Origin of the sequence: Pseudomonas sp. BGI-2, assembly GCF_004310295.1 — a bacterium.
Taxonomy (GTDB): domain Bacteria; phylum Pseudomonadota; class Gammaproteobacteria; order Pseudomonadales; family Pseudomonadaceae; genus Aquipseudomonas.
In genome coordinates this window covers 61,157-74,876 of sequence record NZ_SISB01000036.1, presented here as the reverse complement: position 1 = coordinate 74,876, position 13,720 = coordinate 61,157, and the positions used below count along the sequence as shown (strand labels likewise).

Annotated in this window: 14 protein-coding genes; 5 read left to right on the top strand and 9 right to left on the bottom strand. The window is 57.5% G+C overall.

Going from position 1 to position 13,720, the window contains the following annotated elements; translation table 11 throughout:
- Positions 1 to 239 precede the first annotated feature (239 nt).
- The 5 genes from EYC95_RS22420 to EYC95_RS22400 all read right to left on the bottom strand — a co-directional run bounded on the left by EYC95_RS22420 (position 240) and on the right by EYC95_RS22400 (position 4,406).
- A complete protein-coding gene (locus tag EYC95_RS22420) occupies positions 240 to 986 on the bottom strand; it encodes a YebC/PmpR family DNA-binding transcriptional regulator (protein ID WP_056741401.1) in 747 nt (248 codons plus the stop codon).
- 119 nt (positions 987 to 1,105) lie between these two features.
- The gene (gene aspS / locus EYC95_RS22415; protein ID WP_131062267.1) at positions 1,106 to 2,881 is read right to left on the bottom strand and encodes an aspartate--tRNA ligase; all 1,776 of its coding nucleotides are present in this window, start codon (positions 2,879 to 2,881) and stop codon (positions 1,106 to 1,108) included.
- Positions 2,882 to 2,977: 96 nt separating this feature from the next.
- Positions 2,978 to 3,199: an FmdB family zinc ribbon protein gene (locus EYC95_RS22410; protein WP_010208103.1), complete on the bottom strand. Its 222-nt coding sequence runs from the start codon at positions 3,197 to 3,199 to the stop codon at positions 2,978 to 2,980.
- A gap of 136 nt (positions 3,200 to 3,335) precedes the next feature.
- Positions 3,336 to 3,674, bottom strand: a complete 339-nt coding sequence (locus tag EYC95_RS22405) for a ribbon-helix-helix domain-containing protein (RefSeq protein ID WP_131062266.1) — start codon at positions 3,672 to 3,674, stop codon at positions 3,336 to 3,338.
- A gap of 261 nt (positions 3,675 to 3,935) precedes the next feature.
- A complete protein-coding gene (locus tag EYC95_RS22400) occupies positions 3,936 to 4,406 on the bottom strand; it encodes a Dps family protein (RefSeq protein WP_131062265.1) in 471 nt (156 codons plus the stop codon).
- A gap of 307 nt (positions 4,407 to 4,713) precedes the next feature.
- On the opposite strand from EYC95_RS22400, the gene EYC95_RS30890 reads away from it, so the two are divergent.
- Positions 4,714 to 5,316, top strand: a complete 603-nt coding sequence (locus EYC95_RS30890) for a cold-shock protein (protein ID WP_074879478.1) — start codon at positions 4,714 to 4,716, stop codon at positions 5,314 to 5,316.
- A 61-nt stretch (positions 5,317 to 5,377) separates the two neighbouring features.
- Here EYC95_RS30890 and EYC95_RS22390 read toward each other — a convergent pair whose 3' ends face one another.
- Together EYC95_RS22390 and EYC95_RS22385 are read right to left on the bottom strand one after the other, a co-directional pair.
- On the bottom strand, positions 5,378 to 5,584 hold the full coding sequence (locus EYC95_RS22390) for a SlyX family protein (protein ID WP_010457497.1): 207 nt from the start codon (positions 5,582 to 5,584) through the stop codon (positions 5,378 to 5,380).
- 3 nt (positions 5,585 to 5,587) lie between these two features.
- A complete protein-coding gene (locus EYC95_RS22385) occupies positions 5,588 to 6,013 on the bottom strand; it encodes an HIT domain-containing protein (RefSeq protein ID WP_131062268.1) in 426 nt (141 codons plus the stop codon).
- A gap of 876 nt (positions 6,014 to 6,889) precedes the next feature.
- On the opposite strand from EYC95_RS22385, the gene EYC95_RS22380 reads away from it, so the two are divergent.
- Positions 6,890 to 8,215 carry an OprD family porin gene (locus EYC95_RS22380; protein ID WP_131062264.1) on the top strand — a complete coding sequence of 442 codons (1,326 nt, stop codon included), beginning with the start codon at positions 6,890 to 6,892 and terminating at the stop codon, positions 8,213 to 8,215.
- Between the two features lie 239 nt (positions 8,216 to 8,454).
- Here the strand turns inward: EYC95_RS22380 and EYC95_RS22375 are convergent, their stop codons facing one another.
- Positions 8,455 to 9,297, bottom strand: a complete 843-nt coding sequence (locus EYC95_RS22375) for a mechanosensitive ion channel family protein (RefSeq protein WP_131062263.1) — start codon at positions 9,295 to 9,297, stop codon at positions 8,455 to 8,457.
- 202 nt (positions 9,298 to 9,499) lie between these two features.
- On the bottom strand, positions 9,500 to 9,985 hold the full coding sequence (locus EYC95_RS22370; protein WP_054045015.1) for a YajQ family cyclic di-GMP-binding protein: 486 nt from the start codon (positions 9,983 to 9,985) through the stop codon (positions 9,500 to 9,502).
- A gap of 139 nt (positions 9,986 to 10,124) precedes the next feature.
- Between EYC95_RS22370 and EYC95_RS22365 the strand changes: the two genes are divergently transcribed.
- The 3 genes from EYC95_RS22365 to EYC95_RS22355 are packed head-to-tail and all read left to right on the top strand — an operon-like array spanning position 10,125 to position 13,709.
- On the top strand, positions 10,125 to 11,042 hold the full coding sequence (locus EYC95_RS22365) for a putative 2-dehydropantoate 2-reductase (protein ID WP_131062262.1): 918 nt from the start codon (positions 10,125 to 10,127) through the stop codon (positions 11,040 to 11,042).
- Positions 11,043 to 11,087: 45 nt separating this feature from the next.
- Complete coding sequence (locus EYC95_RS22360) at positions 11,088 to 13,124, top strand: HAMP domain-containing sensor histidine kinase (protein WP_131062261.1); 2,037 nt, start codon at positions 11,088 to 11,090, stop codon at positions 13,122 to 13,124.
- 3 nt (positions 13,125 to 13,127) lie between these two features.
- A complete protein-coding gene (locus tag EYC95_RS22355) occupies positions 13,128 to 13,709 on the top strand; it encodes a cob(I)yrinic acid a,c-diamide adenosyltransferase (protein WP_131062260.1) in 582 nt (193 codons plus the stop codon).
- Positions 13,710 to 13,720 lie beyond the last annotated feature (11 nt).

The window sequence follows — 13,720 nt, the reverse complement described above, 5'->3', positions numbered from 1 at the left end:
AGACCACCCCGGCCCCCCCCACCCCGCCACCCCGCCCGGGACCCAAGCCCCCGCCAACACGGGGGTGGGCGAGACGGGGGAGAAAAAAAAAAATTAAAATTAACGCCGCGGGGGGTTGGGGAAGGCGCTTATAACAAAATCCGGTAAAAAAAAAGGGGGGGCGCGGGTTGGGGGGGCCCCGCCATCGCAGCGATGCGGCGACCCGACAAGCCTGCTCCCACATTGGATCTTACTCGCCCTTAACCCAGCTGTGCGGCCACCGACTCTGGAATGTCCGCGTTGGAGTAGACGTTCTGCACGTCATCCAGGTCTTCGAGCATGTCGATCAGCTTGAGCACCTTCTCGGCGCCTTCCAGATCCAGTTCGGCGCTGGTGGTGGGCAGCATCACGATTTCCGCGTCATCGCCTTTGAAACCCGCTGCTTCCAGCGCGTTACGCACGGAGTAGAAGCCGGCGAACGAGGTGAACACGTCAATCGAGCCGTCTTCATGAGTGACCACGTCATCGGCGTCGGCTTCCATGGCCGCTTCCATCAGCGCATCTTCATCAACGCCCGGCGCAAAGGAAATCTGCCCCTTGCGTTCGAACAGATACGCCACCGAACCGTCGGTGCCGAGGTTGCCGCCGCACTTGCTGAACGCATGGCGAACAGCAGCTGCGGTGCGGTTACGGTTGTCGGTCATGCACTCGACCATCACCGCCACGCCGCCCGGGCCGTAGCCTTCGTAGCTTAGCTCGACCATGTCGTCGGTATCGGCAGCACCGGCACCGCGGGCAACTGCGCGATCAATGATGTCGCGACTCATGTTCGCGCCAAGGGCCTTGTCCAGCGCCAGACGCAAGCGTGGGTTGGAACCCGGATCACCGCCACCCTGACGGGCAGCAACGGTCAGTTCACGAATCCACTTGGTGAAAATCTTGCCCTTCTTGGCATCCTGACGTTCTTTGCGGTGCTTGATGTTCGCCCACTTGGAATGACCCGCCATATCTCGCTCCGAATTCTCTTTGAAACATTGCCCGCCGCGCACGCTGTGTCGGCCAGCAACAAAAAATCTCGACCTAAAGAAAAGGCGCATCCCGGAAGGATGCGCCTTTGCGGTCAGCCTTACTCAGCCTTTGGCGTTTCGCGCAGACGAATGTGCAGCTCGCGCAATGCCTTGGCATCTACAACACCCGGGGCTTGCGTCATCACGTCGGCAGCACTCTGGGTTTTCGGGAAGGCGATCACTTCACGGATCGACTGGGCACCGGTCATCAGCATTACCAGACGGTCCAGACCGAAGGCCAGGCCACCGTGGGGCGGCGCGCCGTATTTCAGGGCGTCGAGCAGGAAGCCGAATTTCTCTTCCTGTTCTGCTTCATTGATACCCAACAGGCGGAACACCGTCTGCTGCATTTCCTTGCGGTGGATACGGATCGAACCGCCACCCAGCTCGGTGCCGTTCAGGACCATGTCGTAGGCACGGGACAATGCGGTTGCCGGGTTGGCTTCCAGTTCTTCCGGGGTGCACTTCGGCGCGGTGAACGGGTGGTGCAAGGCGCTGAAGCTGCCGTCGTCGTTCTCTTCGAACATCGGGAAGTCGACGACCCACATTGGCGCCCACTTGCAGGTCAGCAGGTCCAGATCGTTGCCGACCTTGATCCGCAGGGCGCCCAAGGCTTCGCTGACGATCTTCGACTTGTCGGCGCCGAAGAATACGATGTCGCCGTCGACCGCGCCAACGCGATCAAGGATCACATTGAGGTTGGCTTCAGGGATATTTTTGACAATAGGCGATTGCAGCCCCTCGACGCCCTTCGCGCGTTCGTTGACCTTGATGTACGCCAGGCCCTTGGCACCGTAGATGCCGACGAACTTAGTGTAGTCGTCGATCTGCTTGCGCGGCATGCTCGCCGCACCCGGTACGCGCAAGGCGGCGACACGGCATTTCGGATCGTTGGCAGGACCGCTGAAAACCTTGAAGTCGACTTCTTTAAGCTGGTCGGCAACGTCCACCAGTTCCAGCGGGTTACGCAAGTCCGGCTTGTCGGAACCGTAGCGACGCATGGCTTCTTCGAAGGTCATGTGCGGGAATTCGCCGAATTCCAGGTCCAGCACTTCCTTGAACAGGTTGCGGATCATGCCTTCGGTAAGGCCCATGATGTCTTTTTCATCGAGGAAGCTGGTTTCGATGTCGATCTGGGTGAATTCAGGCTGACGGTCGGCACGCAGGTCTTCGTCGCGGAAGCACTTGGCGATCTGGTAGTAACGGTCGAAGCCGGCCACCATCAGCAGTTGCTTGAACAGCTGCGGCGATTGCGGCAAGGCGAAGAACGAACCGGCGTGAGTACGGCTCGGTACCAGATAATCACGTGCGCCTTCAGGTGTAGCGCGGGTCAGGATCGGCGTCTCGACGTCGAGGAAGCCGTTCTCGTCCAGGTAGCGACGGATGCTGGTGGTCATGCGCGAACGCAGACGCAGCTTCTCGGCCATTTCCGGGCGACGCAGGTCAAGGAAGCGATAACGCAGGCGGGTTTCTTCGCCGACGTCGGAGTACTCGTTCAACGGGAACGGCGGGGTTTCCGATTCGTTCAGCACTTCCAGCTCGTAGCCCAGGACTTCAATCATGCCCGACGCCATGTTGGCGTTGGTGGCACCGGCCGGACGCAGGCGAACCTTGCCGGTGATTTTCACGACGTATTCGCTGCGCACGCGATCGGCGGCGGCGAAGCTCTCAGCGCGGTCCGGGTCGAACACCACCTGGGCCAGACCGTCACGATCACGGATATCGAGGAAAATCACCCCACCGTGGTCACGGCGACGGTGAACCCATCCGCAAAGGGTAATTTCCTGGCCTTCCAGGGCTTCGTTCAGTTGGCCGCAATAATGGCTGCGCATCATGGTAGTGGTTTCACTTCTCGTAATTCGAAATTCGGTTGGAGGCCTTGCAGAGGTTGCAAGAGCTCGCGCGTAGTCGTTCAACTCAGGTTCCAGACCTTAGTCAGCTTTGTCGCCGCCGGCCAGATTCTTCTTGGAACCGGTCTTGAAATCGGTTTCGTACCAGCCGCTGCCGCTCAGGCGGAAGCCCGGCATGGACAGCATCTTTTTAAGCTCTGGCGCCTGGCAGGCAGGGCAGTCGACCAGCGGTGCTGCGCTGATCTTTTGAATGGCTTCCAACTGATGACCACAGGAAGCACATTGATAGTCGTACATCGGCATGGGGATTGTCTCGGCGATCAGATTGCTACCGCGCACGCTGGGTTTTGCGGCAAAGAGCGGGATTATATCCATTAAATGCAGCCTGTGCAGCCGTAAGACTGCACAGACCGACACTCTGCCCGATCCACCGCTGTGGCTAGGGCATTACGGCGCAGCCCCCTTCTTTCAGGCTGTGCACGACGCAGACAACCCGCACCAGCCCGGTGAAGTTCTTGACCCCGCCATGACGCAAGTGCACTTCGCGGTCCACATGGGACAGCAGCGCGCTGACCGTACAGCAATTGACCTTGGCCATATCGCCCAAAATATCCCAGTACACCTGTTCAAGCCGCAAGCAGGTGGCAAAGCCATTCAACCGCACCGACCGGGACAGCGGCTGGGCCAGCCCCATATCAAATTCGCTGACAAACGGATCAATCCTTATGTCCTTGACCGGACCGACCCTCCCCTCGCTTCGCCTGTCTCCATAATCCATATCGCTGACACTCCTTTGTCATCCCTGGCTTCTGTAAGAGCACTCTCCGTGGCCTTATAAAAGCGCAGGCGCAAAGGTATATCCAGATGACTTTATGACCATCGACGTAGGATAAGCCAACAGCTGAAGGGCGATCATGGAGAGCGTCCTAGGCCGGCCGTTTTCCTACACAACCAGACGAGTTTTAACGAGCGCAAAAGCGATTTGAGGAAGTCAAAGACCGCGAACAACACCCTATGGGCATCATTCGCGTACTGACGATTACTGATCCAGCAGAGACCGCAACATCCACGCGGTTTTTTCGTGGACTTGCATGCGCTGGGTCAGCAGGTCAGCCGTCGGCTCGTCGCAGACTTTTTCCAGCAGCGGAAAAATCCCGCGCGCCGTCCGTGTCACCGCCTCTTGCCCCTCGACAAGCTGCTTGATCATGTCTTCGGCGCTGGGTACGCCGGCTTCTTCCTTTATAGAAGACAGCTGCGCGTAAACCGAATAGGCGCCTGGCGCCGGAAACCCGAGGGCGCGAATGCGCTCGGCAATCGAATCGACGGCCAGGGCCAACTCGTTGTATTGCTCCTCGAACATCAGGTGCAGGGTCCGAAACATGGGACCGGTGACATTCCAATGGAAGTTATGGGTTTTCAAATACAGAACATAAGTGTCCGACAGCAGACGCGAGAGCCCGTCGACGATGGACTTGCGGTCCTCTTCACTGATACCGATATCGATTGCCATGTTTATCCCCTAAAGGTGATGAGTTCATCCAACAGGTGCAAGACCACTCTAGCAAGCCTGCCACCCCATCGCAGCCCGGGATTGCACAATGGCCTGCGACAAATCGCCCCGCGAAGCACCGCCGGACTGCCTGATTTGAGTAGCTGCAGGCTTTGCTGTTAAATAGACAGTGTGTCGCGACCACCTATTTTCCGGGGGCTGCGCATAGGCTGGTACCGGGTACGTGTCCAACGCCTCTTATTGTCCTGAAGCGAACCGTGCTCAATCAGCTCTTCCTTGTGATCCGTCTTAACGTGAGTTAATCAAAATGTTGAAAATCGTCCACCTGCTAATGGGCGCAGCAGCCCTGCTGCTGTCCTTCATCCCTAGCCTGCGATCCGAAGCAGTACCTTACCTGCAACAACCCGATGCACTGTACCTGGCCTTTTTCGGCTTGCTCAACCTCACCCTTGCTCCCGTTATCCCTTACTGGAACAAAGGCCCACGTCATCAACTGCAAAACCTGGTCAGCGCCTTGCTGGTCCTGGCCGTCGTCCTGCAAACCCTGACGTTGCTCGCGCCAATGCCTGTCATTGCCGGTCAACCTGCCGTTCTGTTCAGCCTGGTAGCGGCCCTGATCGCCGTTCTTCTGCACCTGGCTATCAGCTTCTACAAATCTTCACCGGCCGCCGCCTCGCCAAGCTACGACATGAGCAACCGCGATACCGGCACCGTCAAGTGGTTCAACACCTCCAAGGGCTTCGGCTTTATTTCCCGTGATTCCGGCGATGATATTTTCGTGCATTTCCGGGCCATTCGTGGCGAAGGTCACCGTGTGCTGGTCGAAGGCCAGCGCGTGGAGTTCTCCGTCATGAATCGTGACAAAGGGCTGCAAGCCGAAGACGTGATCGCCGCATTGCCGCGTCGCTGATTCAAGGCTAAAAAAAACCGCGAGCAGCTAAGCTGTTCGCGGTTTTTTATTGCCTGCGGTTTCAATAATGCGGTGGTGGCGCTTCTTCTTCGAAGGTTTCGAACTGGCCGGCCATTTCTTCCTGGCGCTTGAGCAATGCGGCCATCTGCAATTGCAGACGCTCAACGGCGCGCTGCTGCGTCGCCAGCACATCGCTCAACGACTGGATGGTGTCATCCTGAAACGCCAGTTGGCTCTCCAGATCGGTAACGCGATCTTCCAGGCTCATGATTCAACCCTCCAGAAACGTAAAGTCTTCGGTTAACACCAGACGCAGCCGCTCGAAAATCGACGCGACCTGCGCTGCGCTGTAAGGAACGGCCGGGTGTTTACCCCAGACCGGGGCTGGCCAGGCGGCGTCCTCGCGTTTGCGCACAATGACATGCATGTGCAACTGACTGACGACATTACCCAGCGCCGCGACATTCATCTTGTCGGCGTCGAACGAATCCTTGAGCAACTGCGCCAGCGCGGTCGTTTCCTGCCACAGCTGCTGTTGATCTGCGACACCCAACTGAAATATCTCGCTGATATCGTTGCGGCGTGGCACCAGGATGAACCAGGGGTAGTTCGAATCATTGGATAACAGCAGCCGGCACAGCGGGAAATCCCCGATCGGTAGCGTGTCTTGTTGAAGTCGTGGATCTAAAGCGAACACTCTGCGCACTCCCGCCTGGTCATCATTTTTCAGCTTAGCGCCCATCCAGAAAGGCTGCGCACCAAGCGACAGGACGGCAGCATACCCGTGATCACCGCTGGTATCACGCTGAACGGATGCCCCGAGATGGGCCGTTTTCGGTCGAGACGCACCAACACAGAACCGAAGATCGCAACCGGAAAGGCGAAATGACTGATATCCAATGAATAGTTCCATTCGTCGTTACGAGCGCACTGTGTGATTTCAGCACAGTGATTAAGATTTTTTGCACCAAAACCGCACAGTGCGTCTACGCTGAATGCGTCAGCATCCGTGAATTACTCACCGAAGGGGTGAACCGGTAACATTTTTCATTGTCATGCGATCGGCTCCAGGGTTGCAACACTATGCAATGCACGGCGTCAAGCGTACAAAAAACGCGCTCGAAGCCCCCGGTTTTACGAGGTTTTTACAGCGGCAGGCAGGCTCCCAGAAAAAAACAGCAGCAGAATTCTGGTTTGTGCACACTTGTTGCATTCACACCCACATCGCCCTGGAAGCCTCCGCTGGAAGTGGAAGCCCCAAGGCAAATAAGAACAGTGGCAGGGCTGCCCAATGGAGATTCAAACGTTTCACCAGGGACTCTTTTTACCGATGCACAAGCCTTGGAAAACAACGCCAAAGTTGCCAATCCGCTTGCGTCGAGGCTTTAAATTTGCGACATCTACCCAGCTGTTTGCGACAGGGTCGTAAAGAAGCTGCAAGGTTAGATACGCAAGTATCGCCAACATGTTCGGCGTGATATAAGTTTGCGCCGACACAAAAAGAAAGAGCCGCCCAGATAATAAAACAGGTGGGACGGCAGTACTCTTCTAAAAACCAAAGGAGCAAATCACGATGCGCGTGATGAAGTGGAGCATGATCGCAGTTGCTGTTGCAGCAGGCACCTCGCAGTTCGCAATGGCCTCTTCCCAGGAAGAATCCAAGGGTTTCTTCGGCGACCAAAGCCTGAAACTCAAAACCCGCTTTGAGTACATGAACCGCGATTACAAAAACGGTGCACGCAACAACGCAGACTCAGGCTATCGTCAGGACTCCGGTCTGAGCCAGTTGCTCACTTACGAGTCGGGCTTCACTCAAGGTACTGTTGGTTTCGGTCTCGACGCCATGGCGATGGGCTCGGTAAAACTGGACGGCGGTTCGGGTCGTCGTGGTAACGGCCTGTTCGCAGTCGATAGCGATAACAACCCTGAAAAATCTCAGGGCAAAGTTGGCGGTGCGGTCAAACTGCGTCTTTCCGACACCGTCCTGAAATACGGCCAGCAATTTGTTGCCAGCCCAGTATTCGCTACCGATGACAGCCGTATGCTGCCAGAAGTTGCTACCGGTACCCTGGTCACTTCCAAAGAGATCAAAGGCCTGGAACTGAGCGCTGGTCGCTTCACCTCCCTGAGCGCCCAAACGGGCATGGGTCGTGACAGCATCGCCGGTCTGCCAGATGAAGATGGCAACCACGACAAAGGCCTGAGCAAAGGCATCAATATCTTCGGTGCCAGCTACGCTTTCACCGACAGCTTCACCGGTGCCCTGGCTGCGTCGGATGCTGAAGAGTACTTCAAAAAGTACTACGTCAATCTGAACTACACCCTGCCGATCGCTGACAATCAGTCCCTGAACTTCGACCTTAACGGTTACAAAACCAAAGGCGACACACGCGGTGACCTGGTAGACGCCCTCGGCGACAGCCACCTGGGTGTTGACAACAACCTGTGGTCCCTGGCAGCTGCGTACAGCCTCGGCGCCCACAAGTTCACCCTCGGTTACCAGCAATCCAGCGGTGACAACGCTTACTACTATGGCGTTGACGGCAACGGCACAATCTTCGTTTCCAACTCCATTCAGATCTCCGACTTCGTGGGCCGCGAGGAGAAATCCTACCAAGCTCGCTACGACCTGAACATGTCGACCTACGGCGTGCCTGGTCTGAGCTTCATGACCCGTTACGTAATGGGTAACAACATCAAAACCGACAACGGTTTGGGTGAAGGCAAGGAAAACGAGTGGAACATCGAGTCCAAGTACGTTGTGCAAGAAGGCCCGGCCAAAGACCTGTCTTTCCGTGCTCGTTTCGCCAACTACCGTGCAAACGGCGCATACCAGAACTACTCGCGTGACAACTACGACACCCGTCTGATCATCGAGTACCCGCTGAACATCCTCTAATCAGGGTGTAAGACCGGTAGTACTGTAGAGCTTTGCTCTAATCAAAAACCGCCCACCTGATCAGGTGGGCGGTTTTTTTATGCCTGCACAGCACTAATTCGTAAGCAGGCTAATAACATTCATAGCAATAACATTAGGCAGCTAACTTCCCTCAAGGGCAGCCACAAAAAAACCCAAGCGTTTTATCGACGCTTGGGTTTGTGCATTTAACTTGACCGAGCAGCCAAGTAAAAACGTTTTTACTGCGCTGTCGCTTCCTGAACCACACGAATAACCCGCTGTGGAAAGGGAATATCAATACCGGCCGTTTTCAAACGATCCCGGGACTGTTCGTTAAACATGAACATCACATCCCAGTAATCAGCTGTTTTTACCCATACGCGCAGCGAAACAGTGATCGAACTGTCGCCCAGCGTAGAAATGACTGCCTGCGGAGCCGGCTCAGTCAGAATACGTTCGTCATTGGCCAGCTCCAGCAATACTTCACGGGCCTTCTGCAAGTCCGCTTCGTAGTCCACGCCCACATCAAACACTACTTTGCGGGTTGGCTGACGATTTGTATTGGTAATGATACCGTTCGACAGGTTGCCGTTAGGTACGATGATGGTTTTGTTATCACCAGTACGCAGTACGGTGTGAAAAATCTGGATGCTGTCGACTGTACCCGCGACACCTTGAGCTTCGATCCAGTCACCAATACGGAACGGGCGGAACAACAGAATCAACACGCCGCCGGCGAAGTTCGCCAGGCTGCCTTGCAGGGCAAGACCGATGGCCAGGCCCGCTGCACCGATGGCCGCAACGAACGACGTGGTTTCTACACCGATCATCGAGGCCACGCTGACGATCAGCAGCACCTTGAGAATGATATTGGCCAGGCTGCTGATGAAACCTTGCAGTGCCAGGTCGGCATTACGCAGTGCCAGCAGGCCACCGAGCTTTTGCGCCACTTTGTTGATCAGCCACCAGCCGATGGCCAGGGTGATCACCGCCAGCAACACGCGGCTGCCGTATTCCATGATCATTGGAATCCAGGCTTGGGATGCCTTGACCAGGTTGTCCACTTCAGTATTCAAATCCATCTACTTTCTCCTGATTCCCGGCCATCCGGCACGCGAAAAATAAACGGCAGAAAAGGCCCGCCGGTTAAACACAATCAAGGTGGGAGCGGCGGTGCGGCGATCCGACTTGCTCGCGAAAGCGGTGTGTCATTCAACAGTGATGTCGACTGATACGCCCTCTTCGCGAGCAAGCCCGCTCCCACAGGCCCCACAGGTTCCCGCATCAGTCGCGGAAGTTGTTGAACTGTAGCGGCATATCGAAAGTCTTGGCGCGCAGGGCTGCGATGGCTTCCTGCAAATCGTCACGCTTCTTGCCAGTAATGCGCACTTGCTCGCCCTGAATGGAAGCCTGGACCTTGAGCTTGGCGTCCTTGACGTGAGCGACGATTTTCTTCGCCAGCTCTTTGTCGATGCCTTCCTTGAGGACCGCTTCCTGTTTCATCAGCTTGCCCGACGCGTAGGCATCCTTGACCTCAAGGCACTGCACGTCGATCTTGCGCTTGACCAGGGACAGCTTGAGGATCTCGATCATCGCTTCCAGCTGGAAGTCGGCCTCGGCGGTCAGGTTGACGGTCAGGTCCTTTTCCTTGAATTCAAAGGTGCCCTTTCCTTTCAGGTCATAACGACGATCGAGTTCCTTGACGGCGTTCTCGACCGCGTTGGTGACTTCGTGTTTGTCCAGTTCGGATACCACGTCGAACGACGGCATGTAATCTCTCCAATAAAAGGCGCGCTCGATAGCGATGGAGCGCGCTTGGCTTGCGGTTAAAATCGGGCTCATTATAACGGGTCTTTTCCAACCGATACTGCGAGCCTCACATGCCTGCACCAAACCGAGCAAAAAGCTGATGTCCACCACTTGGCATGTATTGGGCGCCGGCAGCCTCGGCACTTTGTGGGCCACCCGCCTGGCGCGGGCCGGAGTGCCGGTCAAATTGATCGTGCGCGACGAACAACGCTTGCAGGCGTATCGAGCGGCAGGCGGGCTGACGCTGGTCGAGCACGGCGAAGCCAACACCTATGACATCCCCGGTGAAACACCGCACAGCAGCGAACCGATCCACCGTCTGCTGGTGGCCTGCAAAGCCTACGATGCCGAAAAGGCCGTCGCCCAACTGGCGCCGCGTCTGACGCCTGATGCCGAGCTGATCCTGTTGCAGAACGGCCTCGGCAGTCAGGACGCCGTCGCCGCGCAGGTTCCACAGGCGCGTTGCGTATGCGCTTCCAGCACCGAAGGCGCGTTTCGCGACGGCGACTGGCGCGTGGTGTTTGCCGGTCACGGCTACACCTGGCTGGGGGATGCCGGCCATCCGGTGGCACCGATCTGGCTGGACGACTTGTCTGCCGCTGGTATTCCTCACGAGTGGAGCATCGAGATTCTGACAAGGCTGTGGCGAAAACTGGCGCTCAACTGTGCGATCAACCCGCTGACGGTGCTGCACGATTGCCGCAACGGCGGTTTGCAGGAACATCATTGCGAAGTCGCCACCCTCTGCGATGAACTGACTGACCTGCTGGAACGTTGCGGTCAACCGGCAGCGGCCGAGGACCTGCAACAGGAAGTCGAACGGGTGATCCATGCCACGGCGGCCAACTACTCCTCGATGCACCAGGATGTCGCGAGCCAGCGCCGAACCGAAATCAGCTACCTGTTGGGCTATGTCTGCAAAGTGGCCTCGCGGCACCGGCTAAACCTGCCTCATCTCAATCAGCTTGAATCGAGGTTGATCACCCATCTGCACAGCCTTGGATTGCCCAGCGACTGAGCAGCGGCTACGCTGGCCACTTGTTCCTTTTCTGCGATGAACCTGATGCCATTGCGCCAGCGTCTCGAAAACCTTCCCGTCGGCCAGAAACTGCTGGCCGCCCTGCTCGTGTTGTTGATCACCATCCTGCTGGTCGCCAACCTGACGTTTATCAGCGCCGCGTATTACATCTCTCAGGAAAGCATGGCGCCTCAGGCCTTGCAGACCATCGGCCGACTCGTCTCCAATCCGAGCCTGGTGGCCGACGCCTTGACGTCGCCGCAAAGCGCCGAACGCCTGCTCAACGAACTCAACAGTTATTCACCGCTGCGAGCGGCCGCCCTGTATGACGGCAAGGGTGAGCGCCTGGCGCAATTGCAGCATGGCGAAAAGCTGCACCTGCCGGATCGCTATCGGCACATCGAATCCTGGCAGGCCACCGAGTTTCGCAGCAACCAAGTGATCACCCTGCCCCGCCCCGGTACCGCGCCGGGGCATCTGTTGTTGGTGGCCAGCAGCGAATTGCCGGTGGCGTTCTACACCGGGACCCTGACCGCCAGTTTGGGCATTCTGATCTTCAGTGTGCTGTTGTGGCTGGTGATCGCCCGGCAGATCAAACGCCTGATTACCCGGCCGATCCATCAGCTCGAAGAGTTGTCCCGGCAAGTGACCCGCGAGGAGAACTACGCCCTGCGCGCCTCCCGTGGCAACCACGACGAAATCGGCAGCCTCGCCGAGGCGTTCAACACCATGCTTTCGCGGATCGAAGCCCGGGAGCAGCAGCTCAAGCGTGCCCGGGATGACTCCCAGGCAGCCTACGATCAGGCGCAAGGCCTGGCCGAAGAAACCCGCCACACCAATCGCAAACTGGAACTCGAAGTCCAGGTGCGCAGCAAGATCGAGAAGAAACTCACCGGTTTCCAGAACTACCTCAACAGCATCATCGACTCCATGCCGTCGGCGCTGATCGCCCTCGACGAGCAGCTCTACGTGACCCAGTGGAATCAGGAGGCCAGCGCCCTGTCCGGCACCCGTCTGGACGAAGCCTTGAATCAGCCGATCTTCCTCGCTTTCGAGCCGCTGAAACCGTTTCTGCCGCAGCTCAAGCAAACCGTCGAGCAGCACACGGTGGCGAAGATTGAGCGCGTCACCTGGTTCAAGGACGATGAACCCAAGCATTACGCGCTGACCTTCTACCCACTGATGGGCGGGGCCGGGCGTGGTGTGGTGATCCGGATCGACGACATCACCCAGCGCCTGTCGCTTGAAGAAATGATGGTGCAGTCGGAAAAAATGCTCTCGGTCGGTGGCCTCGCCGCCGGCATGGCCCACGAAATCAACAACCCGTTGGGCGCGATCCTGCACAACGTGCAGAACATTCGACGACGACTGTCGCCTGACCTGCCGAAAAACCTCGAGCAGGCCGAGCAAGCCGGCATTTCCCTGGAAACGGTCAACAGATACCTGCAAGCACGCGAAGTACCGCAGCTGCTTGATGGCATTCAACAGGCTGGCGCCCGGGCGGCGAAGATTGTCACCCACATGCTCAGCTTCAGCCGCCGCAGTACCCGGCAAATGGCCCCGTGTGACCTGCCGGCGCTGATTGATCAAGCAGTGGAAATCGCCGGTAACGACTTCGACCTGGCCATCGGTTTCGACTTCAAGGGCCAGGCGATCACCCGTCAGTTCGACCCGGCACTGGGTCCGGTGCCCGGCACGGCCAACGAACTGGAACAAGTGCTGCTTAACCTGCTGAAAAACGCCGCCCAGGCCATTCACCAACGTGAAGACGACCGCGAACCGGGGCGAATCATTCTGCGTACCCGGCTGAACCCGCCGTGGGCCGAAATCCAGGTCGAGGACAACGGCATCGGCATGAGCGAGAACGTGCGCAAACGCACCTTCGAGCCGTTCTTCACCACCAAGGAAATCGGTCAGGGCACGGGCCTTGGCTTGTCGGTTTCGTATTTCATCATCACCAATAACCACAAGGGTCAGATGGAGGTGCAGTCGACATTGGGCCAAGGCACCTGTTTCACCTTGCGCCTGCCGCTGGCGGGCAGCCCCGTCATCTCTCAAGAACTCAATCAGCTATCGAGGTAACCCATGGGCTTTCGCTTGTCGAAGATTTACACCCGCACCGGCGACAAAGGCGAAACCGGACTCGGCGATGGCCGCCGCGTGCCCAAGGACCACCCGCGGATCGAGGCCATTGGCGAAGTCGACACGCTGAACAGCCAGGTGGGCGTGCTGTTGGCCGGATTGGCGGCAGAAAGTGCTGCGTATCCGGGTTTGAACGAGGTAATTGAGGTTCTGGCGCCCTGCCAGCATCGGTTGTTCGACCTGGGTGGCGAGTTGGCGATGCCGGTGTATCAGGCTTTGAATGCAGCGGAAATCGAACGCCTGGAAGCGGCGATCGATGTGTGGAATGAAGAGCTGGGGCCGCTGGAGAATTTCATCCTGCCGGGTGGTTCAGCGCTGATTGCCCAGGCCCATGTGTGCAGAAGCCTGGCACGAAGCGCGGAGCGGCGGTGTCAGCATTTGAATGCGATTGAACCGTTGGCCGGGGTCGGGTTGGCGTATATCAATCGGTTGTCGGATGTGTTGTTTGTGGTGGCAAGGGTGATTGCCAAGCGCCAGGGGATTGCGGAGATTCTTTGGCAGCCGGCCGCTAAGCCTCACGAATAATCGGCGCCTTT

What these genes read in the sequence shown, in the direction of transcription:
- EYC95_RS22360 (WP_131062261.1), top strand. Translation starts at nt 11,088, where the DNA reads ATGCCATTGCGCCAGCGTCTCGAAAACCTTCCCGTCGGCCAGAAACTG.
- EYC95_RS22370 (WP_054045015.1), bottom strand. Translation starts at nt 9,985, where the DNA reads ATGCCGTCGTTCGACGTGGTATCCGAACTGGACAAACACGAAGTCACC.
- EYC95_RS22390 (WP_010457497.1), bottom strand. Translation starts at nt 5,584, where the DNA reads ATGAGCCTGGAAGATCGCGTTACCGATCTGGAGAGCCAACTGGCGTTT.
- EYC95_RS22365 (WP_131062262.1), top strand. Translation starts at nt 10,125, where the DNA reads ATGTCCACCACTTGGCATGTATTGGGCGCCGGCAGCCTCGGCACTTTG.
- EYC95_RS22355 (WP_131062260.1), top strand. Translation starts at nt 13,128, where the DNA reads ATGGGCTTTCGCTTGTCGAAGATTTACACCCGCACCGGCGACAAAGGC.
- EYC95_RS22375 (WP_131062263.1), bottom strand. Translation starts at nt 9,297, where the DNA reads ATGGATTTGAATACTGAAGTGGACAACCTGGTCAAGGCATCCCAAGCC.
- EYC95_RS22410 (WP_010208103.1), bottom strand. Translation starts at nt 3,199, where the DNA reads ATGCCGATGTACGACTATCAATGTGCTTCCTGTGGTCATCAGTTGGAA.
- EYC95_RS22400 (WP_131062265.1), bottom strand. Translation starts at nt 4,406, where the DNA reads ATGGCAATCGATATCGGTATCAGTGAAGAGGACCGCAAGTCCATCGTC.
- aspS (WP_131062267.1), bottom strand. Translation starts at nt 2,881, where the DNA reads ATGATGCGCAGCCATTATTGCGGCCAACTGAACGAAGCCCTGGAAGGC.
- EYC95_RS22380 (WP_131062264.1), top strand. Translation starts at nt 6,890, where the DNA reads ATGCGCGTGATGAAGTGGAGCATGATCGCAGTTGCTGTTGCAGCAGGC.
- EYC95_RS22405 (WP_131062266.1), bottom strand. Translation starts at nt 3,674, where the DNA reads ATGGATTATGGAGACAGGCGAAGCGAGGGGAGGGTCGGTCCGGTCAAG.
- EYC95_RS22420 (WP_056741401.1), bottom strand. Translation starts at nt 986, where the DNA reads ATGGCGGGTCATTCCAAGTGGGCGAACATCAAGCACCGCAAAGAACGT.
- EYC95_RS30890 (WP_074879478.1), top strand. Translation starts at nt 4,714, where the DNA reads ATGTTGAAAATCGTCCACCTGCTAATGGGCGCAGCAGCCCTGCTGCTG.